The following is a 20,017-nucleotide window of genomic DNA, read 5'->3' as shown; positions in this document are numbered from 1 at the left end:
GCGCTGCCGGCTGCGGGCTTAGCGGTCGTCGCCGCCAGGTCCGCCCATATCCTCCAGCATGTCATCGTCGATGGCGGCCTGCACGGCGCCTGCTACGGCTTCCTTCTGTTTCGGCGTCAGCTCCTCCTCCTGGTCCGGCGCCAGCCGCACGGTGACCTCGCGGTGGGCAAACTTGATGCCTTCGCGGGCAAACAGCTCGCGGATCTCCTGGTACACCCGTTTGCGGACAATCCACTGATCGCCCGGCTTGGTCATGAATTTCACCCGGATGATCATCGCCGAATCCTGCATCTCGATCACGCCCTGGGACTTCAGCGGCTGAATGAACGTGTGCCCGACAACCGGGTCGTCCATCAGGGTCTGCCCCAGTTTCTTGATCAGCTTGCGGACCTTTTCCACATCGGTGTCGTAGGTGACGCGCAGCGGCAGCTTCATCATCACCCAATCGCGGGAATAGTTGGTCAGCACCTTGATCTCGCCAAACGGGATTGTATGCAGCGCGCCCAGGTGGTGGCGCAACTGGAAGGAGCGGACCGAGATTTTTTCTACCGTGCCCTTCACGTCGCCGATGTCGATGTACTCGCCCTTGCGGAAGGCATCGTCGATCAGAAAGAAGGCACCGGAAAAGATATCCCGCACCAAGGTCTGTGAGCCAAAGCCCACCGCCAGGCCGACCACACCGGCACCGGCAAACAACGGGCTCACGTTGATACCCAGCTCCAGCAGCAAAATCAGCACGATTGAGACCAGCACCACCGCCAGGATCGCGCCGCGGAACAGGGGCAGCAGCGTTGCCAGCCGGCTGGCACCGACCGCGCTGCCTTCGTCGCCCAGCTCTGCATCGACGACGTCCGCGGCCTCCTCGTCGATCTTGCTGTCGATCCAAATCCGGAACAGGTGATAGACGATATAGCCGATAAACAGGATCACCGTCACATCCACCACCCGTTCGGCGGCAGTGGAATCGATCCAGCTTGCGTCCGGGTTCCAGACGATCAACAGCGAGTATGTTCCGACCACAAAGGCCAGGATGCCCGCAACCCGGCGGGCAAGATCCTCGTAGGTGGCAATCGGGTGCTTGGACCGCGGCGCTATTTCCTCTTCGCCGGTATCGTCTTCCGGTTCCGGCGTTGCGCCGTCCTGCGGCACGTCAACGGCTACCGCATTCATCGTCCCGGCAGCTGCCGGCCCGGAAGTATCCGGAAGGATCTTCTCCGCTGCAGACGCCTCAGCGGCGCGGGTGGCGGGTTCCGCCTCAGCGTCCTGTGCGACGGATTCCGGCTCCCCGGCTTCCGCCGCAGGTTCCTCCGCCTCTGCCGCTTCGCGCTTTACCAGACGGGCCCGGCTGAAATAGCGCTCGATGCCATAGTTGATCGCCCCGTAGACCACCAGAATCGTGGTCAGCACGAAATAGCTGCCCGCCATCAGGGGGACCGGGATATCCTGTTCCAGAACCAGATCAAAGGCCAGCTTGAGCCAGCCGAACGCCATATAGACCATCAGCACCGGCGCCCAGGCCACGGCCAAAACGCGCACCAGCCGGGAACACTCCCCGGGTGCCCGCCCCGCGCGGATGGCGTTAGAAATCGCCCGCCTGTTGACCAGAACCATCAGCAGGTTGCCCAGCATCCCGACCAGGGCCAGAACGCCGTAAACCAGCGCATAGACGTTGTAATTCAGGCCGAAATCCCCGACCCAAGTGGCAAACAGCGTCGAGGAGATGTCGTAGGTCGCCAGTACCGACGCCCAGATATAAAGCCGCTTGGCGTCCCGATTGGAGAAAACGGGGATCCGGTACTGGGCCAGGAATGGCGACAGCACCATCCGCCACAGATCCGACACCGTGCGCGCCAGGAAAAAGGCGGTGTAAACAGCCGTCACGGTGAACTCGATGGACGGATCGCCTGAGGCGCCGAAAATCAGGTAGGAGATCAGTGCCGCAAAAACCATCGCAAAAACGGTGGCGCCAATCCCCATCAGGAACCTGAACACCAGGAAGGGCATCTTTTCCTGATAACCGCGGGGGGCCGCCTGGATCCGCGAGACCACGAACCGTTTGGCAAAACGCTTGCCGTAAATCTCCGTCGACAGCCAGCGGCCGATCAGCAGGAACAGCACGCTCCAGCCCATCACTTCGACATAGGTCATGATGCGCCCGTCCGGGCTGGTCTGGCGCAGGATGTACTGCATTTCGAAGATCGAATAGGGCAGCGCTTCCAGCCGGCTGTTCAGCTCTGCCCGGAAGGCGGCGACCCTGGATTGCGCCTTCATCAGGACCGAAGGCTGCTCCATCACGTCAGAGGCCGGATGCCCGGTGTCCGGCGCTGCTGCCGGCGGCGCGTTCAGAAGCTTGCCACTGCTGTCGACCACGACCACGCTGACACCGCTTTCGGCCGCTTGTTCAATTGCCTTGGAGAGCGCGTCCCCCGCAGCTGTTTCACTTTCCTGCGCGCCGGCGTGAGGCGCCAGGCTGAAGCTCAGCAGCAGGCACAGCAGGACCCTGAACAACATTCTCAGCATGGCCGCCTATCCTTCTGGAAACTTGATCCAAATTAACCACGCGCAACAGCGTTGCGTAAATGGCGCGCGCGCAATTTCCTGTGCGTTATGCAATAAAGGCGCATGATTGCATGCGCATGGGGTCCGGGCTATACCAATCCAGATATCCGCCCTGCGGGCGGTCAGCTGCGCCCGTGGCCCTGCAAGCCAGTGCCAGAACCGGCAGCTGCAAAGGCAAATACTGACCGCGCCCCCTGCCCCACCCGGCTGCGGTGCGCGCAATCTGAGGCGGACGATGGCGGAGCACAACAGCACGCGCCCTGGGACAAGCGGCAGCACTGGCTGGCGTGCTCCCGGCGCCGCCGGAACCATCCCTTTGCCCGGTGCGGTCCGGAACCCGGAACAGGCGGCCCGATGACGGCAAGAAGCACGCAAACGCCAGCAGCGAACCCCGGCACCCGCGGACCGCGGATCATGTTCTACAGCCACGACACCTTCGGGCTGGGCCATCTGCGCCGCTCGCGGGCGCTGGCGGGGGCGATCACGGCGGCAAACCCGGATGCCTCGGCGTTGATCCTGACCGGTTCGCCAGTGGCGGGGCGGTTCTCCTTTCCGACCCGGGTGGACCATGTCCGCCTGCCCGGCGTGATCAAACGCGCAGATGGCTCCTATGCCTCGCGCACCATGGGCATGAGCATCGAGGAAACCGCTGATCTGCGCGCGGCCCTGATCCGTTCGACGGTGGAACAGTATGAACCTGATGTGCTGGTGGCCGACAAGGAGCCGACCGGATTCCGCGGCGAGCTGATGCCGGCGCTGGAGCTGCTGAAATCCAAGGGCCGGTGCAAGATGGTGCTGGGCCTGCGCGACGTGCTGGATGAGCCGGAAGTGCTGGCCGCCGAATGGGAGCGCAAGCACGCCGTTGAGGCGACCCGCGACTTCTATGACGAGATCTGGGTCTACGGGCCGCGTTCAGTTTATGACCCGACCGCCGGGCTGCCCTTCACGCCGCAGATGCAGGCGCGGATGCATTGGACCGGCTACCTGCGCCGCGACCTTGGCCAAGTGGGCGAGCCGCCGGAACAGCCTTATCTGCTGGTCACCCCCGGCGGCGGCGGCGATGGCGAGATGATGGTGGACCTGGTGCTGTCGGCCTATGAAGCCGACCCGGAGCTTTCACCCCGCGCAGTGCTGGTTTACGGCCCCTTCCTGTCCGGCGAGACCCGCGAGGATTTCGAGCAGCGTGTTGCCCGGCTCGATGGCCGCGTCACCGCTGTCGGCTTTGAATCGCAGATCGAGACGCTTTTTGCCGGCGCCCAGGGTGTTGTCTGCATGGGCGGCTACAACACCTTCTGCGAGGTTCTGTCCTTTGACAAACCCGCGGTGATCGTGCCCCGCACCACCCCGCGGCTGGAACAATGGATCCGCGCCAGCCGGGCCGAAGAAATCGGCCTGACCACCATGCTGGACGAGACCCGCGATGGCTGGAACGCGCCGGCGCTGGCCAAGGCGATCCGCGCGCTGGCCACCCAGCCGCCGCCCTCTGCCGCGGGCTCCGAGGGCCTTTTGGACGGCTTGGATTACGTGACGCAGCGGGTCAGCGCCCTGCTGCGCGACAGCCGCCGGGAGGCTGCTGAATGACCGCTTCCCGCCCGCCCCTCGCGGTGGTGGTCAAAGGCTGGCCGCGGCTGTCCGAGACCTTCATCGCACAGGAACTGGTCGCCTTGGAAGCCGCCGGCCATTCATTCGAGATCTGGTCCCTGCGCCACCCCACCGACATCAAGCGCCACCCGCTGCACGCGCAGCTGCAGGCCAAGGTGAACTACCTTCCGGAATACCTGTACCAGGAGCCTGAGCGGGTCTGGCGCGCCCGTGCCAATGCGCAAGAGCTGCCGGGCTACGCCGAGGCCTACCGCATCTGGCGGGCCGATCTGCGCCGCGACCTGACCCCCAACCGCATCCGCCGTTTTGGCCAGGCCTGCGTGCTGGCGGCCGAGATGCCGGATGAGGTTCTGGGCCTCTATGCGCATTTTCTGCACACGCCCTCTTCGGTCGCGCGCTATGCCGCGATCATGCGCGGCTTGCCGTGGAGTTTTTCGGCCCATGCCAAGGACATCTGGACCTCGCCGGACTGGGAGCTTCAGGAAAAACTTTCCGCCGCCCACTACGGCGCGGCGTTCGGTGCGACCTGCACGGGCTTTGGCGCCAGGCATCTACAAGAGCTGGCCGATACGCCGGACCGGGTTGACCTGGTTTATCACGGGCTCGACCTGTCCCGTTTCCCCGCTCCGCCGGAGCGCAAAGCCCGGCAGCCGCAGGATCCGATCCGCTTCATGTCGGTTGGCCGCCTCGTAGAAAAGAAGGGTTTCGACCGCCTGATCGCCGCGCTGGCGCTGCTGCCTGCAGGCCTTGACTGGCACTGGACCCACATCGGCGGCGGCGGCTTGGGCGACCTTCTGCAAGGGATGGCGGAGGATGCAGGCATCGCGGACCGCATCACCTGGCGCGGGGCCTGCGACCAGCCCGAGGTGATCGAGGCGATGCGCAGCTCCGACCTGTTTGTGCTGCCCAGCCGAGTCGCTGCGGACGGCGACCGCGACGGGCTGCCAAACGTGCTGATGGAAGCTGCCTCGCAAACCCTGCCGATCCTGTCGACCCCGGTCTCCGCTATTCCGGAATTCATCACGCACGGCACGCACGGTCTGCTGAGCGAAGACAGCCCCGAGGCGCTGGCCGAAACGCTGCTCTACGCAGCCCGCCATCCGCAAAAGCTGGCAGAGATGGCCGGGGCAGCGCTGGAGAGGCTGCGCTCCGACTTCGGCATGGAACCCGGTATTGCCCAGCTTTCCAAACGGCTTACGGCGATGCTGCAGGGCGTCTGACAGGTCATGCCGCCGGGAGCCGGAAAGCGGGTCGCCTTTTACGCGCCGATGAAGCCGCCGCACCACCCGGTGCCCTCCGGCGACCGCGAGATTGCCCGTAACCTGATGGGCCTGCTCGGCGCCAGCGGCGCAGACGTGCAACTGGTCTCGGAACACAGGATCTACGACAAACACGGCGATGTGGCGCTGCAGGCAGATCTGCGCAAGGCGGCAAAGGCCGAGGCCGAACGGCTGATCCATGACCTGTCGGCAGCAGACCTCTGGGTCACTTACCACAACTACTACAAGGCGCCGGATCTGCTCGGCCCCGCCGTGGCCCGCGCCCGCGGAATACCCTATGTGCAGATCGAATCCACCCGCGCCAATAAGCGCCTGACCGGGCCATGGGCGGGATTTGCCGAGGCCGCTCACTCTGCTGCCGATGCCGCTGCGGCGATCTTCTATTTCACCGCACAGGACCGCTTTGCGCTGGAGCGCGACCGATGCGGCAACCAGATCATTGCTCCCCTTCCGCCTTTCCTGCCGCTTGAGGATCTGCCCGCTGCCTCTTCTCTGGACGGCCCAATGCTGACCGCAGGCATGATGCGCGCGGGCGACAAGCTCGGTTCCTACCGCATCATTGCGGAAGCACTAGGGCATTTGCCTGGCAATTGGCAGCTGGACATTGCTGGCGACGGCCCGGCCCGTTCCGAAGTTGAGGCGCTGATGGGGGCCTTTGGCGGAAAAGTCCGCTTCCTCGGCCAGCTCACCCGCGAGGAGTTGTCAGCAGCCTACGCCCACGCCTCCCTGTTCCTGTGGCCAGGTGTGAACGAAGCTTTCGGCATGGTCTATCTGGAGGCCCAGGCCCATGGGCTGCCGGTTGCCGCTCAGAACCGCCCCGGCGTGCGTGATATACTACTTCCCCGACCCTACCCCGAGCGCGAAGACGGCCCGGAAGCTTTGGCCGCTTTCACGGCCAGCCTTCTGGCAAGCCCCGCGCTGCGCACTACCATTGGCCGGTCGGCACGTGAACACATCGCCCGAAACCACCTCGCCCCCGCCGCGACCCGCCAGTTTTGGGACGTTGCCGCCCCTCTGATGGAGACACGCGCATGACCCGCCTCGCCCTTCTGCGCCACGGCCACACGGCCTGGAACCGCGCCGGGCGCATCCAGGGGCGCAGTGACATCCCGCTCGACGATCAGGCCCGCGAGGAACTGCGCGGTTACACCCTGCCTGCGCCGTGGGACCAGGCGGAACTCTGGTCCAGCCCGCTGATGCGCGCGGTGGAGACCGCTGAACTGGCTGCAGGCCGCCCGCCCCGCACCGCGCCAGAGCTGATTGAGATGAACTGGGGTGACTGGGAAGGCCTGCACGGGCTGGACCTGAAGGCGGATCCAAATAGCGGATTTCGCGATATCGAGGACTGGGGCTGGCACTACCGCCCGCCCGGCGGCGAGAGCCCGGCAGAGGTCTGGCACCGGATAGCCCCCTGGCTGCACGGGCTGACGCGGGATGCGGTCGCGGTCTGCCACATCGGCATCATGCGGATGATCCTGGCCCGCGCCCACGGCTGGAATTTCGACGGCCCCGCCCCCTTCCGCATCAAACGCAACCGGCTGTTTGTGGTGGAGGTTGACGGCGCCTCGCTCACACCCTGGGCTGAACCTGTGCGGCTGATCCGCGAGGACACGCCATGAAGGTTCTGATTGCCGTCACCCACCTCCTCGGCACGGGCCATCTTTCGCGGGCCCTGACGCTGGCACGCGCCTTTTCCGCGGCCAGGCACCGGGTGCAGGTGGCCTCTGGCGGATTTCCCGCGCCGCAGCTCAACGCCGAAGGGGTCGAGGTGATCCAGCTGCCGCCGCTGCGCTCGGACGGGGTGGATTTCACCAGGCTGCTGGACGCGGACGGCTCTTTGGCCGGCGAAGCGTATCTCACCCGCCGCAAGGACGCCCTTTGCGCGGCCCTGCACAGGCTGCAGCCCGATGTGCTGATCACCGAACTCTACCCCTTTGGCCGCCGCTCCCTGCGCCAGGAATTCCTGGCGCTGTTGGAGGCTGCCGCGGCGCTGCCCCGGCGGCCGGTGATCCTGTCCTCCATCCGAGATATCCTCGCACCGCCCTCCAAACCGGAAAAGGCGGAAAAGGCCGATGCGGTCATCGCCCGGCACTATGACGCGGTGCTGGTCCATTCAGATCCCGCGGCCACCAGGCTGGAGGCCAGCTGGCCGGTCTCGCCGATGCTTGCCGGCAGGCTGCGATACACCGGTTATGTCGCGCCGCCCGCCGCCGGCCCGCATCCAAAGCTGGCAGGCCGCGGCGAGGTGCTTGTCAGCGCCGGCGGCGGCAGCGTGGGCACGCCGCTGTACCGGGCTGCCCTGGAGGCGGCCAGGCAGATGCCCGACACCCCCTGGCGCCTGCTGGTTGGCGGTTCGGACGCCGGCGCGCGGATTGCAGAATTTGCCAAGGCCGGTTCCCCCGCCCTGCTGGAACCGGCGCGCAAGGACTTCCGGCAGATGCTTTCTCACGCCGCCGCCTCTGTAAGCATGTGCGGCTACAACACCGCGCTCGACCTGTTGCAGGCCGGCACGCCCGCGGTCCTCATCCCCTTTGACGCGGGCAATGAGACCGAACAGGGCCTGCGTGCCGCCAGCCTCGCCCCGCTGAACGGCATGGAGGTGGTCAAAACAGCAGACCTCACACCCGAAGCGCTATGCGCTGCGGTCAAGGCAGCAATGCAGGCTCCGCCACGGCTGGCAGGCGGTTTCAGGTTTGACGGAGCCGCCCGGAGTGTGGAGATTGCCGCAGAACTTGCGGGAGGGCGCGGATGACACCGGATTGGAGCGGGCTGGACCGGGAACTGGAGCACTGGCAGGAGGCGGGATTGACGCTGCCCTTGTGGTGGCGGGACGATGACGCGATGTCCCAATCGGCGGAACTGGACCGTTTGGCGGACCTCTCCGCGGCGCTTGATCTGCCGGTGCATCTGGCGGTGATACCGCAGGGCGTCACCCCGGACCTGGCCCGATTTGTTGCAGACCATCCGCAGCTGATCCCGGTAGCGCACGGCTGGGCGCACCAGAACCACGCCCCTGCAGGCGAGAAGAAGGCGGAATTCGGTTCCCACCGGCCGCTGGACGAGCTGCTGGACGATGCCGAGCGCGGCTTGACCCGCCTGCGCAAGCTGTTTGGCGCCAGCCTGCGGCCGATGTTCGTGCCGCCCTGGAACAGGGTCTCGCCGGAGATGCTGACCTGGCTGGCCGGCGCCGGCTTCACCGCGGTCTCCACCTTCGGTCCGCGCAGCAGTGCCAAACCCGCCTCCGGCCTTCTGCGTGTGAACACGCATCTGGATCCGATCGACTGGAAAGGCTCCCGCAGCCTGCTGCCGCCAGAGCGGCTGATCGCGCAAGCCGCGCGCCAGCTGCGCGAGCGCCGCCTGGGCGATGCGGACAATGCAGAGCCTTACGGCCTGCTCACCCATCACTTGGTGCATGATGAAAAGGTCTGGGAGTTCACTGCCGCGCTTGCCAGGCGTTTGCTGGCAGGCCCGGCCGAAGCCTGGATTTATGATGAAAGGATGTCCTGAATGAGCCGTCTCGACTCCATGCTCCGCCGCCTGACAGCCCAGCGCGATGGCCTGAATTGGGCCGCCGAGCAGATCCGCACGATGGAGGGCGACGTTCTGGACATGGGGCTTGGCAACGGGCGCACGTACGATCATCTGCGCGCAATCCTCCCCGCCCGCCGGATCTGGGTGATCGACAGGGTGCTGCAATGCCACCCCTCCTGCATCCCGCCGGACCAGGACTTTCTGCAGGGCGAGGCAAAACCAATGCTGGAACGGCTCGACACCGAAGGCCGCCGGATTGCCTTGGCGCATTATGACTTCGGTTTCGGAGTGAAGGAAAAGGACGTCGCCGAGGCCGCTGCCCTGTCCCCTGTGATTGCCAAGGTGATGTCGCCGGGCGGCATCATTGTTTCCGGTCAGCCGCTGGCCGGTTTCGAGGAGCTTGACGGCCCCGAAGGCATCCCGCCCGGCCGCTACATGTTTTACCGCGCCGGCTGATCAATGTCCCGCCCGGCCCCGGGCCGGTCAGCGCACGCCCCCGCCCCTGCAGTTGGGCGGTCAGGCCACCCGCAAGCCGCGCGACCACACGCCGCGCACCGCTGGCGCGCCCGCTGTCACACGGAACCGGATCAGATCGGCGCGCTTGCCTGTCTGCAGCCGCCCGCGGTCGTGCAGCCCCACCGCATCGGCCGGCGCATGTGTGACCGTGCCCAGGCCCCGCGCCGTGTCGCCCCACAGGTCGCCCAGCCTCACCGCCGCCATCAACAGAGCCGCCGGCACATAGTCCGACGACAAAATGTCCAAAAGCTCCAGCTCCGCCAGCTCATGCGCTGCCACATTGCCGGAGTGCGAGCCGCCGCGGATCAGGTTCGGGGCGCCCATCATCACCTTGATGCCATGGGCATGGCAGGCCTGCGCGGCCTCCACCGTGGTGGGGAACTCCGCCAGCTGAATGCCGTGGCTTGCCGAAACGGCCACCTGCCCTGCCGTGGTGTCGTCATGGCTTGCCAAGACCGCGCCAAAGCGCTTTGCTGCCTTCACCGCCTCCGCCTCATGCAGGTCGCCATAGGTCTCGCGCAGCTCTCTCAGATGCGCGATATGCGCCTGGAATCCGGCATCATCGAACCCGTGCTTGCCCTTCACATACTGTTCCAGCTTGGACAGGTCGCGGAACTGCCGCTGCCCCGGTGTATGGTCCATCAGCGACACCAGCCCGACCCGGTCCGCCTCGCCAAAGGCCTCCAGCTCCGCCACCAGAGAATCCGAGCAGACCTCCGCCCGCAGGTGCAGGAAGTGCGAAATTTTCAGCGCCTCCGCCGCCCGAAGCTCCAGCAGCTCGCTAGCCAGCCCGCGGGCATAGGCGCCATAGCGGCTTTCCTTGCGGCTGATCGAGCCGACGCGCATCGCATCAAACACCGTGGTGATGCCAGTGCCCGCAAGTTCCGCATCATGGGCAATGATCGCGCTGGCGTGCGGCCAGTCCACCTTGGGGCGCGGCTGGATGTGACGCTCCAGGTTGTCGGTATGCAGTTCCACCAGACCCGGACAGACAAAATCGCCCCCGCAGTCGATGGCGCCCGCCGGAACCGCGGCGCCCTCCGCAATATCCGCGATCTCACCGCCGGAAACCTTCACGCTGCCGGTGCGGGTCTCCCCCGGAAGCACCAGCGTGGCATTGGCAAGGATCAACTCTTCTGTCATCTGAGCTTCACATCTTTCGAGTTATGGAAGGCCACGTTTAGGAGGCCAATGTGACATTCACGCGATACGCGATCTACTACGCTCCGCCTGCAGACGCGGAATGGTGCCGGTTCGCCGCCAGCTGGCTGGGCTGGGATCTGGAGACAGGCCGCAGCCTTCCCCACCCGGAGGGCACCGGGCTGAACGTGGCGGCGATAACGGCGGTTCCGCGTAAATACGGGCTGCATGCCACCCTGAAGCCGCCGATGCGACTGGCTGAGGGGCACTCCCAGGCGGCACTGGAAGCGGCCTGCGCGGCGCTGGCCGCAGCACAGAAGCCGGTGACGCTCGATGGGCTGCACTTGGCCCGGCTCGGCCGTTTCCTGGCGCTGCGCCCTAGCGGCGGCGAGACCGCGCTGAACGCCCTGGCCGCCGCCTGCGTGACAGAGCTGGATCCTTTCCGCGCGCCGCCGGCCCAGGCTGAGCTGGACCGCCGCCGCGGCGCAGGCCTGAGCCCCGAACAGGACAAAAACCTCATCCTGTGGGGCTACCCTTATGTGCTGGAGCAGTTCCGGTTTCACATCACGCTCACCGGCAAACTGCCAAAGCCCGACCTGCCTGCTGTAGAAGCGGCACTTGAGAAACGTCTTATTCCGCTGCTGCCTGCGCCGCTGGTCATCCGCGACATCGTGCTGGCGGGCGAAGCGCCGGACGGCGGGTTTCACTTGATCCNCCGCTACGCCCTCTCCGGCTGAAGGGCTGCCAGCGCGGCGGCCACCGCCGCACTGAGAGCACCGCTGTTGTCGATCTCATGCACCCTGCGCAGCCCTTCCGGCAACGTGTTGGCCGCCCGGGCCAGACGGCGCTGGACCTCTTCGGCGCCTTCCCGCCCGCGGGCGGACAGCCGTTCAGCCAGCACCTCCGGCCGTGCCGTCACCGACAGCACAATGAAATCGCCGAACACCTCCTGCGCCTGCAGCAGCACAGCCCGGGACAGATTGACCAGCACGCCGTCGGCACCGGCCCGCAACCTTTCAATGTCGCGCGGGATGCCGTAGTGCAGGCCGTGCGCCTGCCAGTGCAAGGCAAAGACGCCATTTCGCTCAAGGGCCGAGAATTCGGCCTCCGTCACCGCCTGGTAGTCCTCCCCGCCAGCCTCGGGCGCGCGGGTGATCACCCGCCGCATCAGCCGCAGCCGGGGACCGGAGACCGCAAGGGCAGACATCAGGCTGTCCTTGCCGGCGCCCGACGGCCCGACCACCGCAATGACCGGTCCCTTTTCCGCAGGCGCACTCATGCCGCCGCCTTGGGTGCAAAACCCGAGACATCAACAAACCGGTCGCAGACCTGCTGGCGCGCCGCCTCATCGTGGAAGATACCGATGATCGCAGCCCCCCGCGCCTTGGCACCTTCGATCAGCGCCAGCACGGTGGCGCGGTTTTGCGCATCGAGGCTCGCCGTCGGCTCGTCCAGCAGCAGCGCCGGATACTCATAGGCAAAGCCGCGTGCGATATTCACCCGCTGCTGCTCGCCGCCCGAAAAGGTGGTGGGGCTAAGGCTCCACAGACGTTCGGGTATGTTGAGCTGCGCCAGAAGCGAGGCAGCCTTGTCCCGCGCCTGATCCGCCGGCGTGCCGACCGCCAGCAGCGGTTCGGCCACAACATCCAGCGTAGGCACGCGCGGAACCACCCGCAGGAATTGGCTGACATATCCCAGCGTCTCGCGGCGCAGCGCCAGCACCTCCCGCGGCTCGGCCTTGGCCACATCCACGCCGCCCACGACCACACTGCCGGAAGCGGCCAGGTAATTGCCGTAGATCACCCGCATCAGGGTGGACTTGCCCGCGCCGGAGGCCCCGATCAGGCCGGCGCATTCGCCAGACTTCACGCTCAGGCTGGCGTTCTCCATCACCGGGATCACTGCGCTGCCCTGGTTATGCAGGGTGAAGCTTTTGCTCACATTCTTCAGTTCAATCATCGCCCCGTCCTTAGACTTGCAGCACGCTGGAGACCAGCAGCTGGGTATAAGCGTGCTGAGGGTCGTCCAGCACTTGATCGGTCAGCCCGGTTTCCACCACATGCCCGTCCTTCATCACCATCAGCCGGCCCGCCAAAAGGCGCACCACAGCCAGGTCATGGGTCACGATGATCGCGCTCAGCCCCATTTCCCGCACCAGACCGCGCAGCAGGTCCAGCAGTAGCGCCTGCACCGACACGTCCAGACCGCCGGTTGGCTCATCCATGAACACCAGCCGCGGACCGGTCACCAGATTGCGGGCAATCTGCAGGCGCTGCTGCATACCGCCGGAGAAGGCTGAGGGGCGGTCATCAATCCGGCTCTCCGAGATTTCCACGCGGCCCAGCCAGTCGGCCGCATGATCGCGGATCGCGCCATAGTGACGGTTGCCAACGGCCATCAGCCGCTCGCCGATATTGCCGCCGGCACTCACGGACATGCGCAATCCGTCGCGGGCGTGCTGATGCACAAACGCCCAATCGGTGCGGCCCAGCATCCGGCGCGCCGGTTCGGACATGGTGACGGTATCCACCGGCCCGTCAGCGCGGGTGTCAAAGATCACCTCCCCCCGGTCCGGCACAAGGTGGCCCGCCAGGCTGTTCAACAGCGTCGACTTGCCCGAACCGCTTTCGCCCACGATTCCCATCACCTCTCCAGGATAGAGATCGAAGCTCACACCGGTGCAGCCGATCCGGGCGCCATACATCTTGGCGACGTCTTTCACTTGCAGCAAAGGCTTCATTGCCTTCCCTCCCGCCAAATCATTTCCGAAATTTTTTGCATATTCTCCATCACGCGGCTTCCGCTCCAAGGCGGCCGGCATGGCCCGCGTCACGCCGCGTGCGGCAGTAATCAGTGTCCGAACAGACAAACATTCGGGTGCCCGCGTCATCCAGGATCACCTCATCCAAATAGCTGTCCTCTGCCCCGCACAGGTCGCAAGGGTGATCGGCCTTGCTGGCCTCAAACGGGTAGTCTTCAAAATCCAGGGACACGACCTGCGTATAGGGAGGCACCGCATAAATACGCTGCTCGCGGCCCGCGCCGAACAGCTGGATCGCCGCCATTTCCATCTTGGGATTGTCGAACTTGGGGATAGGTGAAGGGTCCATGACATAGCGCCCCTCCACCTTCACCGGATAGGCATAGGCGGTGGCAATCGCACCGTGCTGCGAGATGTCCTCGTACAGTTTCACGTGCATCAGCCCGTATTCCTGCAAGCTGTGCATTTTGCGGGTCTCGGTCTCCCGCGGCTCCAGGAACCGCAGCGGCTCCGGGATCGGCACCTGGTAGACCAGGATCTGATCTTCGGTCAGCTCTGCCTCGGGGATCCGGTGGCGGGTCTGGATGACGCTGGCCTTCTCCGTTTCCTCAGTAGTGGCAACCCCGGCCGTCTTTTCAAAGAACTTGCGGATTGAGACCGCATTGGTGGTGTCATCGGCGCCCTGGTCGATCACCTTCAGCGTATCCTCCGGCGTCAGCGTCGCGGCCGAAACCTGCACGCCGCCGGTGCCCCAGCCGTAAGGCATCGGCATCTCGCGGCTGGCAAAGGGCACCTGATAGCCCGGCACCGCCAGCCCTTTCAGGATCGCCCGGCGGATCATCCGCTTGGTCTGTTCGTCAAGGTATGCAAAGTTGTAGTCGTTCATTCCGCAGCCTCCCGTGCGGCCAGCGTCTCTGCCATCTCCGCCGCTTCGCGGCGCAGTTTGCGGACCAGTTCCAGTTCGGACTGAAAATCCACGTAGTGCGGCAGTTTGATGTGCTCCAGAAAGCCGGTCGCCTGGATGTTGTCGGCGTGGCTCAGGACAAATTCCTCGTCCTGGGCGGCGGCGCCCACATTGTCTTCGCCCAGCTCCTCCCAGCGCAGCGCGCGGTCTACCAGCGCCATCGCGATGGACTTGCGCTCTGACTGGCCAAAGACCAGCCCGTAGCCGCGGGTGAACTGCGGCGGCACCGTCTTGGAGCCCTTGAACTGGTTCACGGTCTCGCATTCGGTCAGCTCCACCTCGCCGATTTCAATGGCAAAGCCCAGCTCCGGGATGTCCATCTCCACCGGCACGGTGCCGATGCGCAATTCGCCGACAAAGGCATGATTGCGCGCGTAGCCTCGCTGAGTGGAGTAGGCCATGCCGAGGATGAAGCCTTCATCCCCGCGGGTCAGCGATTGCAGCCGCACCGCCCGGCCCGCCGGAAAAGACATCGGCTCGCGGGTCAGATCGCCCGGCACGCCGTCCGAGGACGGCTCGCGCTCTATAATGTCCTCGCCCTGCAGGAACTCACTGATATGCGGGGTCGCCTCGAGGCGCGGCTCGGACACCGGTGCCTCTGGCACCTCGCCCTCCGCCGCCAGTTTGAAATCCAGCAACCGGTGGGTGTAGTCGAATGTCGGACCCAGCACCTGGCCGCCGGGGGCGTCCTTGAAGGTGGCCGAGATCCGGCGGTCGCAGGCCATCTCCCCGGTCTCCACCGGCTGCGAATAGCCGAACCGCGGCAGGGTGGTGCGGTAGGCCCGGATCAGGAAGATGGCCTCGATCAGATCGCCGCGGGACTGCTTGATCGCCAGCGCCGCCAGTTCCGGGTCGTACAGAGACCCTTCGGCCATCACCCGGTTCACCGCCAGGCTCAGCTGCTCGCGGATCTGGTCCAGGCTCAGCTCCGCAACACTGGTATCGCCGCGGCGCTCCTCTGCCAGCCAGGCATGGGCGTTTTCAATGGCGCGTTCGCCGCCTTTGACAGCAACATACATGGGCTCAGGCCTCCCTGGTGATGCCGGTGGACCGCGGCAGCGCAGCCACCAGCGACCCCGAGGTGAAGAAGAAGTCCACTCCCAGCGGGTAGAGAGCGGCATTGTTCTGGAACGCAGTTAGTTCCGGCAGCTGCATCCGGGCGGTTTCCTTGATGCCAGGTCCGCTCAGCACCGCATTGGTGCCATAGTAACCGGGCGTATCGACAATCAGAGTGGCCGAGCGGTCAGGGTATTCCGGGGTGCCGATGCGGAAGCGGTCCAGCGGCATCAGCGCCTCCCAGCTGCCAAGCGCGAAATCCGCCTGCTCCGCCGGGACAACCGGCGCGCCGGTGTGGAACGCCAGCCAGCCGCGCAAGGCACCGCTGTCCGTGCCCGGCGCCAGATAAACACCGGTTTCCGGATCGCACAGCGTCAGCAGCAGGCTGCCCGCCGCGACTGAGATCCCGTCCGGCGGTGCCGCTCCGGTGATGTCCTGGACCTCGCCGGGCCGGGCCATGGCGTTCATCGCGGCGCGGAAGGCATGTGCCGCAGCCACCGGGGGGTTGCTGAAGCCGCCCGCATAAACGGCATTCGGGGTTTCCAGGCTCATCAGTCTTCTCCCCGCACCATGGTAAAAAACTCGACCTTGGTCGCCGCCGCCTTGGCGGCTCGGGCGCTCGTTTTCGCCTGCCGCTCTTCGGCCAGCGGCTCCAGCACTGCCTTGCGCACACCCGCCGCGGCCCCGGTCTGCATCAGCGCATCAATCTTGGCGGCCATTGCCGCCTTGGCCTTGCTGCGCCCCTGCACATAGCCGTGACCGACGGTACCGTCGTCCAGCGACACCGCACAGCGGGTAACCGTCATTTCCCCCAGATTGAAGGGCGCGCCGGTCCCGCCCATGCGGCCCCGCACCATGACCCCGCCAGCCTCGGGCGGACGCAGCCATTCACAAACGGGATCAATCCCGCAGCCCTGCCACAGCTCAGTCAGCCGGGCCTCGTCAGCAGTGGCCAGCAGGCTCATCCAGCCTTTGCGGTCCGCTGCGGAAAAAGTGGTTTTCATCTGTCTATGCCTCTTGGCCGGGTTGTCTACATCAGCTATACAACTAGACAAATGTTACCCGAGTCGCCCCGGCAGGCGCAATCCAAGACTTGTGAAAGTTCCATGACATGGCCCGCACCCCGGTTTGGAAATCCATCGCCATCGCCCTGACAGACGACATTGCCCAGGGCAGGTATGAGACCGGCGGCAAGCTCCCGGCCGAGGCGCAGCTGTCAGCCCGGTTCGGGGTCAACCGCCACACCGTGCGCCGGGCGCTGGCGGACATGGCGGCGCAGGGCCTGGTGCATTCCCGCCGCGGCGCAGGGGTGTTCGTGGCCGCCAAGCCAACAGACTATCCCATTGGCAAGCGCGTCCGTTTCCACCAGAATCTTGCGCGCGAGGGACGGACCCCGGGGAAGAAACTGCTGACGCTGGAAACCCGCGCCGCCGGGCTGCGCGAGGCTGAGGCGTTGCGGCTGACGGCGGGCGACCCGGTGCTGGTTTACGACGGGCTGTCGCTGGCCGACGGCCAGCCCATCGCCCTGGCGCAAGCCGTGTTTCCGGCCGGGCTGCTGCCAGGGCTGCGCGAGGCGCTGGAGGAGGAAAGCTCGATCACCAAGGCTCTGAAACGCTGCGGGGTCGAGGACTACACCCGCCGCGAAACCCGCATCGCCGCCAAGCTCGCCACCGCCACCCAGGCGCTGCACCTGCAGATCAGCGAAGGCGCCCCGATCCTGCGCACGACATCGGTCAGCGTGGACACAACGGGCACGCCGATCGAGTTCGGCCGCACCTGGTTTGCCGGCGACCGTGTGACACTGACGGTGGGCGGTGAAACCTGAAGCGGACCGCTCCCGCCTGCTCCGGCGCAATTGAAATTGCACCTCACAGTTGGGCGCAGCGCCGCGCTGGCGCGCAGCGCGGTGGCACATCACAGCTGGCACAGCGCTTCTCAGACAGCTTAATTCCCTAAAGCTCTGTACCGCACGGGACCGCACCGCGCGCAGCGTGGTGCTTTGCCCAACCATTCAGGGCATCTGTGATGCCTTGAATAGGCGGGAGTTCCTCCGGCGCGTTACTGCTCTGCGTTGAAGACAAACAGCGTCTCACCGTTGATCTGGTAGCCGTTGATAAGGTCCTTCGCCTTGTCAGAGACCAGCCAGCCCTCCAGCTCCATCGCCAGACCGTTCTTCACATGGCCGTGCTTTTCCGGGTTTACCGGGATATAGGCGTACTGGTTGAACAGCACCGGATCCCCGGCAAACAGCAGCGCCAGCCCGGCCTTGTTGCCAAAGTTCAGCCAACTGGCGCGGTCCGACATGATATAAGCATCCATGCCCGCTGCCGTGTTCAGCGCAGCCCCCATGCCCGCGCCAACCGCCCGGTACCACACGCCAAACCCATCGGGCTCCAGCCCGGCAGCCTGCCACAGCGCCAGTTCTTTCTTGTGGGTACCGCTGTCATCGCCGCGGCTGACGAAATTGGCCTCTGCCCCGGCAATCTTCCGCAGCGCGGCCGCCGCGTTCTCTGCGCCGGCCGCGCCGGCCCCATCGCCCTTGGGACCGATGAGGACAAAGTCATTGTACATGATCTCGCGCCGATGGGTGCCGTTGCCGCCCGCCAGGAACGCCTCCTCGGCCTTCTTGGAATGCACCAGGATCGCGTCCACGTCGCCTGCCTCGCCCAGCCGGATCGCCTGGCCGGTGCCAACCACCAGCAACTGCACATCCAGGCCCAGATCTTTCTTGATCTCCGGCAACAGGATCTCTGCCAGCCCGGAATTGTGGAACGAGGTGGTCACCGCCATCTTCATTTCTTCCGCCAGCGCTGCGGTGGCGAAGACCAGGGATGCAAAGGCACCAGTAATCAGACGTTTCATTCGACAATATCTCCGTTCAGAAAAGCACGCCCCTGCGGCGTTTGCGGCCCGGCAAAAAATGCCTCCGCCGGGCTGAATTCGTGAATGCGGCCGCCCAGGACAAAGATCACCTCATCCGCCAGCCGCCGCGCCTGCCCCATGTTGTGGGTGGACATGATCAGCCGTGTGCCGCTGTCAGAGGCATGGGCCAGGATCTCTTCGATCTCGCGGGTGGCGCGGCCGTCCAGGGCGGCGCAGGGTTCATCCAGGAACAGAACCTCCGGCTCGCGCACCAGGGCGCGGGCCAGGGCGAGCTTCTGCCGCTCGCCGCCCGACAGCATGGTGGCCTGGCGCTGCAGGATCTCCCCAAGGCCGACACGGCCTGCCCAGTCCGCTGCCCGCGCGCGCGCCTCACGGCGGCTCATGCCGGCCAGCCGCAAGGGATAGGCGATGTTGTCGATCACCGTGCGGCGCATCATGACCGGGGTCTGAAACACAAACGCCTGCCGCTTCTGCGCCTCTTCCAGCGGGCAGGCCCAGTCCAGGCTGCCGCCGTTCATCCGCACAATGCCATGCAGCATCTTCAGAAGCGTGGTCTTGCCCGCCCCGTTAGGGCCAATGACAATGGATGTTCCCCGCCCGCCAAGCGTCAGGTCAACCGGTCCGACCAGCACTTTGCCGCGGCGGCGCACCTGGGCGCCTTGGGCCACCAGCGGAAACATCTGCATCACCAGCGCCCCTCGCTTTCGGTGCGGCCCAGCCAGTGGATCGCCAGGTTGACCGCAATCGCCAGCGCAATCAGCACAAACCCAAGCCCCAGCGCCATGGCGAATTCCCCCTTGCCGGTCTCCAGGGCAATCGCCGTGGTCAGCACCCGGGTGGCATGGTCGATATTTCCGCCCACCACCATGATTGCCCCGACCTCGCCGATCGCGCGGCCAAACCCCGCCAGCGCCGCAGTCAGCAAGGCGCGGCGGCCATCCCACAGCAGCGCCTGGATGCGCTGGAACTGAGTCGCGTTCATCGAGATCAGAAGATCGTGGTAATCGCTCCAAAGCTCCCGCAAGGACTGATGCGCGACCGAGGCCACCAGCGGCACCACGATGATCACCTGCGCGATGATCATCGCCGTGGGGGTGAACAGCAAACCAAAGACACCGAACGGCCCGGCGCGGGACAGGAACACATAGACCACAAGCCCCACCACCACCGGCGGCAGCCCCATCAGCGCGTTCAGCACCGCAATCGTGGCACGCCTCAGCCGGAACCGGCGCACCGCCAGAAAGGCCGCCAGCGGCAGCGCGATGGCACAGGCGATGGCCAGCGCGGTCAGCGTCACCCGCAGGGAGCGCAGGGTGATTTCCACCAGATCCGCGTCCAGCGTCACCAGCAGCCAAAACGCCTGGCACAGTCCTGCCCACAGATCCGTCATCCCGCTCGCTCAACTCCGCATCAGCCTGGTCAGACCGGGTCTAACACCCTCTGGCAGATTTCAAAATCACAGGAGGAGGCATCGGAACAGCCAAAAACGTCAGACCTCTGGAAAAAGGCAATTTTTACCACCATATCACTCCTGTCAGTCAAAGGCTTAGCACTGGATCCCGGCTGCAGCGGGTTTATCCGGCACGGGCGCCCCGGCCCATGCCGCCTGTTAGCGCCAAATCACCGCATTTGGCCGCAAATCCCTTCACGCGCGCTTGCGTGCGCGTTTTGAACGTGAAACAACCCCCGCCCAAAGTGTCACCCTGGACGCAACCTTGAGGAAAC

The 20,017-nt window shown here is 65.6% G+C and carries 21 protein-coding genes; 9 read left to right on the top strand and 12 right to left on the bottom strand.

All coding sequences use genetic code 11. The features are described from left to right. Nucleotides 1-18: 18 nt before the first annotated feature. A complete protein-coding gene (locus PHA8399_RS04505; protein ID WP_058284994.1) occupies nt 19-2,520 on the bottom strand; it encodes a mechanosensitive ion channel family protein in 2,502 nt (833 codons plus the stop codon). Between the two features lie 393 nt (nt 2,521-2,913). Between PHA8399_RS04505 and PHA8399_RS04500 the strand changes: the two genes are divergently transcribed. The 7 genes from PHA8399_RS04500 to PHA8399_RS04470 are packed head-to-tail and all read left to right on the top strand — an operon-like array spanning nt 2,914 to nt 9,428. Continuing rightward, a complete protein-coding gene (locus tag PHA8399_RS04500; RefSeq protein ID WP_259943409.1) occupies nt 2,914-4,140 on the top strand; it encodes a glycosyltransferase family protein in 1,227 nt (408 codons plus the stop codon). Beyond that, nucleotides 4,137-5,381 carry a glycosyltransferase gene (locus PHA8399_RS04495; protein ID WP_058284992.1) on the top strand — a complete coding sequence of 415 codons (1,245 nt, stop codon included), beginning with the start codon at nt 4,137-4,139 and terminating at the stop codon, nt 5,379-5,381. The genes PHA8399_RS04500 and PHA8399_RS04495 overlap by 4 nt, the downstream gene beginning before the upstream one ends. 6 nt (nt 5,382-5,387) lie before the next feature. Then, nucleotides 5,388-6,476 carry a glycosyltransferase family 4 protein gene (locus PHA8399_RS04490; protein ID WP_058284991.1) on the top strand — a complete coding sequence of 363 codons (1,089 nt, stop codon included), beginning with the start codon at nt 5,388-5,390 and terminating at the stop codon, nt 6,474-6,476. Then, nucleotides 6,473-7,060, top strand: coding sequence for a histidine phosphatase family protein (locus PHA8399_RS04485; protein WP_058284990.1), 588 nt, complete (start codon nt 6,473-6,475; stop codon nt 7,058-7,060). The genes PHA8399_RS04490 and PHA8399_RS04485 overlap by 4 nt, the downstream gene beginning before the upstream one ends. After that, nucleotides 7,057-8,193 carry a glycosyltransferase family protein gene (locus PHA8399_RS04480; RefSeq protein WP_058284989.1) on the top strand — a complete coding sequence of 379 codons (1,137 nt, stop codon included), beginning with the start codon at nt 7,057-7,059 and terminating at the stop codon, nt 8,191-8,193. Before PHA8399_RS04485 ends, PHA8399_RS04480 begins: the two co-directional genes overlap by 4 nt. After that, nucleotides 8,190-8,948: a polysaccharide deacetylase family protein gene (locus PHA8399_RS04475; protein ID WP_058284988.1), complete on the top strand. Its 759-nt coding sequence runs from the start codon at nt 8,190-8,192 to the stop codon at nt 8,946-8,948. Before PHA8399_RS04480 ends, PHA8399_RS04475 begins: the two co-directional genes overlap by 4 nt. Then, nucleotides 8,949-9,428, top strand: a complete 480-nt coding sequence (locus PHA8399_RS04470; RefSeq protein ID WP_058284987.1) for a class I SAM-dependent methyltransferase — start codon at nt 8,949-8,951, stop codon at nt 9,426-9,428. A 60-nt stretch (nt 9,429-9,488) separates the two neighbouring features. Here the strand turns inward: PHA8399_RS04470 and PHA8399_RS04465 are convergent, their stop codons facing one another. Continuing rightward, entirely contained in the window at nt 9,489-10,631 is a 1,143-nt protein-coding gene (locus PHA8399_RS04465; RefSeq protein WP_058284986.1) for an alpha-D-ribose 1-methylphosphonate 5-triphosphate diphosphatase, read from the bottom strand. 50 nt (nt 10,632-10,681) lie between these two features. On the opposite strand from PHA8399_RS04465, the gene PHA8399_RS04460 reads away from it, so the two are divergent. Then, entirely contained in the window at nt 10,682-11,365 is a 684-nt protein-coding gene (locus PHA8399_RS04460; RefSeq protein ID WP_058284985.1) for a DUF1045 domain-containing protein, read from the top strand. Here PHA8399_RS04460 and phnN read toward each other — a convergent pair. From phnN to phnG, 7 genes are read right to left on the bottom strand one after another with little or no spacing between them, the layout of a single operon-like run. Further along, nucleotides 11,347-11,907: a phosphonate metabolism protein/1,5-bisphosphokinase (PRPP-forming) PhnN gene (phnN, locus tag PHA8399_RS04455; RefSeq protein WP_058284984.1), complete on the bottom strand. Its 561-nt coding sequence runs from the start codon at nt 11,905-11,907 to the stop codon at nt 11,347-11,349. The two genes, PHA8399_RS04460 and phnN, sit on opposite strands and share 19 nt — an antisense overlap. Then, on the bottom strand, nt 11,904-12,587 hold the full coding sequence (gene phnL, locus PHA8399_RS04450; protein ID WP_058284983.1) for a phosphonate C-P lyase system protein PhnL: 684 nt from the start codon (nt 12,585-12,587) through the stop codon (nt 11,904-11,906). Before phnL ends, phnN begins: the two co-directional genes overlap by 4 nt. A gap of 10 nt (nt 12,588-12,597) precedes the next feature. Further along, nucleotides 12,598-13,368 carry a phosphonate C-P lyase system protein PhnK gene (gene phnK, locus PHA8399_RS04445; RefSeq protein WP_058284982.1) on the bottom strand — a complete coding sequence of 257 codons (771 nt, stop codon included), beginning with the start codon at nt 13,366-13,368 and terminating at the stop codon, nt 12,598-12,600. A 49-nt stretch (nt 13,369-13,417) separates the two neighbouring features. Continuing rightward, nucleotides 13,418-14,275: an alpha-D-ribose 1-methylphosphonate 5-phosphate C-P-lyase PhnJ gene (locus tag PHA8399_RS04440; RefSeq protein ID WP_058284981.1), complete on the bottom strand. Its 858-nt coding sequence runs from the start codon at nt 14,273-14,275 to the stop codon at nt 13,418-13,420. Then, entirely contained in the window at nt 14,272-15,372 is a 1,101-nt protein-coding gene (locus PHA8399_RS04435; RefSeq protein WP_058284980.1) for a carbon-phosphorus lyase complex subunit, read from the bottom strand. The genes PHA8399_RS04440 and PHA8399_RS04435 overlap by 4 nt, the downstream gene beginning before the upstream one ends. 4 nt (nt 15,373-15,376) lie before the next feature. Then, a complete protein-coding gene (gene phnH, locus PHA8399_RS04430; RefSeq protein WP_058284979.1) occupies nt 15,377-15,961 on the bottom strand; it encodes a phosphonate C-P lyase system protein PhnH in 585 nt (194 codons plus the stop codon). Then, complete coding sequence (gene phnG / locus PHA8399_RS04425) at nt 15,961-16,413, bottom strand: phosphonate C-P lyase system protein PhnG (protein ID WP_058284978.1); 453 nt, start codon at nt 16,411-16,413, stop codon at nt 15,961-15,963. The genes phnH and phnG overlap by 1 nt, the downstream gene beginning before the upstream one ends. 107 nt (nt 16,414-16,520) lie before the next feature. Between phnG and phnF the strand changes: the two genes are divergently transcribed. Continuing rightward, nucleotides 16,521-17,234, top strand: a complete 714-nt coding sequence (gene phnF, locus PHA8399_RS04420) for a phosphonate metabolism transcriptional regulator PhnF (RefSeq protein ID WP_058284977.1) — start codon at nt 16,521-16,523, stop codon at nt 17,232-17,234. Between the two features lie 233 nt (nt 17,235-17,467). Here phnF and PHA8399_RS04415 read toward each other — a convergent pair whose 3' ends face one another. From PHA8399_RS04415 to PHA8399_RS04405, 3 genes are read right to left on the bottom strand one after another with little or no spacing between them, the layout of a single operon-like run. Further along, the gene (locus PHA8399_RS04415; protein WP_058284976.1) at nt 17,468-18,271 is read right to left on the bottom strand and encodes an ABC transporter substrate-binding protein; all 804 of its coding nucleotides are present in this window, start codon (nt 18,269-18,271) and stop codon (nt 17,468-17,470) included. Next, the gene (locus PHA8399_RS04410; protein WP_058284975.1) at nt 18,268-18,978 is read right to left on the bottom strand and encodes an ATP-binding cassette domain-containing protein; all 711 of its coding nucleotides are present in this window, start codon (nt 18,976-18,978) and stop codon (nt 18,268-18,270) included. Before PHA8399_RS04410 ends, PHA8399_RS04415 begins: the two co-directional genes overlap by 4 nt. Next, the gene (locus PHA8399_RS04405; protein ID WP_027244766.1) at nt 18,978-19,682 is read right to left on the bottom strand and encodes an ABC transporter permease; all 705 of its coding nucleotides are present in this window, start codon (nt 19,680-19,682) and stop codon (nt 18,978-18,980) included. The genes PHA8399_RS04410 and PHA8399_RS04405 overlap by 1 nt, the downstream gene beginning before the upstream one ends. Nucleotides 19,683-20,017: the final 335 nt, after the last annotated feature.

The organism is Leisingera aquaemixtae (assembly GCF_001458395.1).
Taxonomy (GTDB): Bacteria; Pseudomonadota; Alphaproteobacteria; order Rhodobacterales; family Rhodobacteraceae; genus Leisingera; species Leisingera aquaemixtae.
The sequence above is the reverse complement of the archived record's forward strand: the minus strand, read 5'-3'. Positions and strand labels throughout refer to the sequence as shown.

What these genes read in the sequence shown, in the direction of transcription:
- PHA8399_RS04505 (WP_058284994.1), bottom strand. Translation starts at nt 2,520, where the DNA reads ATGCTGAGAATGTTGTTCAGGGTCCTGCTGTGCCTGCTGCTGAGCTTC.
- PHA8399_RS04500 (WP_259943409.1), top strand. Translation starts at nt 2,914, where the DNA reads ATGACGGCAAGAAGCACGCAAACGCCAGCAGCGAACCCCGGCACCCGC.
- PHA8399_RS04495 (WP_058284992.1), top strand. Translation starts at nt 4,137, where the DNA reads ATGACCGCTTCCCGCCCGCCCCTCGCGGTGGTGGTCAAAGGCTGGCCG.
- PHA8399_RS04490 (WP_058284991.1), top strand. Translation starts at nt 5,388, where the DNA reads ATGCCGCCGGGAGCCGGAAAGCGGGTCGCCTTTTACGCGCCGATGAAG.
- PHA8399_RS04485 (WP_058284990.1), top strand. Translation starts at nt 6,473, where the DNA reads ATGACCCGCCTCGCCCTTCTGCGCCACGGCCACACGGCCTGGAACCGC.
- PHA8399_RS04480 (WP_058284989.1), top strand. Translation starts at nt 7,057, where the DNA reads ATGAAGGTTCTGATTGCCGTCACCCACCTCCTCGGCACGGGCCATCTT.
- PHA8399_RS04475 (WP_058284988.1), top strand. Translation starts at nt 8,190, where the DNA reads ATGACACCGGATTGGAGCGGGCTGGACCGGGAACTGGAGCACTGGCAG.
- PHA8399_RS04470 (WP_058284987.1), top strand. Translation starts at nt 8,949, where the DNA reads ATGAGCCGTCTCGACTCCATGCTCCGCCGCCTGACAGCCCAGCGCGAT.
- PHA8399_RS04465 (WP_058284986.1), bottom strand. Translation starts at nt 10,631, where the DNA reads ATGACAGAAGAGTTGATCCTTGCCAATGCCACGCTGGTGCTTCCGGGG.
- phnN (WP_058284984.1), bottom strand. Translation starts at nt 11,907, where the DNA reads ATGAGTGCGCCTGCGGAAAAGGGACCGGTCATTGCGGTGGTCGGGCCG.
- phnL (WP_058284983.1), bottom strand. Translation starts at nt 12,587, where the DNA reads ATGATTGAACTGAAGAATGTGAGCAAAAGCTTCACCCTGCATAACCAG.
- phnK (WP_058284982.1), bottom strand. Translation starts at nt 13,368, where the DNA reads ATGAAGCCTTTGCTGCAAGTGAAAGACGTCGCCAAGATGTATGGCGCC.
- PHA8399_RS04440 (WP_058284981.1), bottom strand. Translation starts at nt 14,275, where the DNA reads ATGAACGACTACAACTTTGCATACCTTGACGAACAGACCAAGCGGATG.
- PHA8399_RS04435 (WP_058284980.1), bottom strand. Translation starts at nt 15,372, where the DNA reads ATGTATGTTGCTGTCAAAGGCGGCGAACGCGCCATTGAAAACGCCCAT.
- phnH (WP_058284979.1), bottom strand. Translation starts at nt 15,961, where the DNA reads ATGAGCCTGGAAACCCCGAATGCCGTTTATGCGGGCGGCTTCAGCAAC.
- phnG (WP_058284978.1), bottom strand. Translation starts at nt 16,413, where the DNA reads ATGAAAACCACTTTTTCCGCAGCGGACCGCAAAGGCTGGATGAGCCTG.
- phnF (WP_058284977.1), top strand. Translation starts at nt 16,521, where the DNA reads ATGGCCCGCACCCCGGTTTGGAAATCCATCGCCATCGCCCTGACAGAC.
- PHA8399_RS04415 (WP_058284976.1), bottom strand. Translation starts at nt 18,271, where the DNA reads ATGAAACGTCTGATTACTGGTGCCTTTGCATCCCTGGTCTTCGCCACC.
- PHA8399_RS04410 (WP_058284975.1), bottom strand. Translation starts at nt 18,978, where the DNA reads ATGCAGATGTTTCCGCTGGTGGCCCAAGGCGCCCAGGTGCGCCGCCGC.
- PHA8399_RS04405 (WP_027244766.1), bottom strand. Translation starts at nt 19,682, where the DNA reads ATGACGGATCTGTGGGCAGGACTGTGCCAGGCGTTTTGGCTGCTGGTG.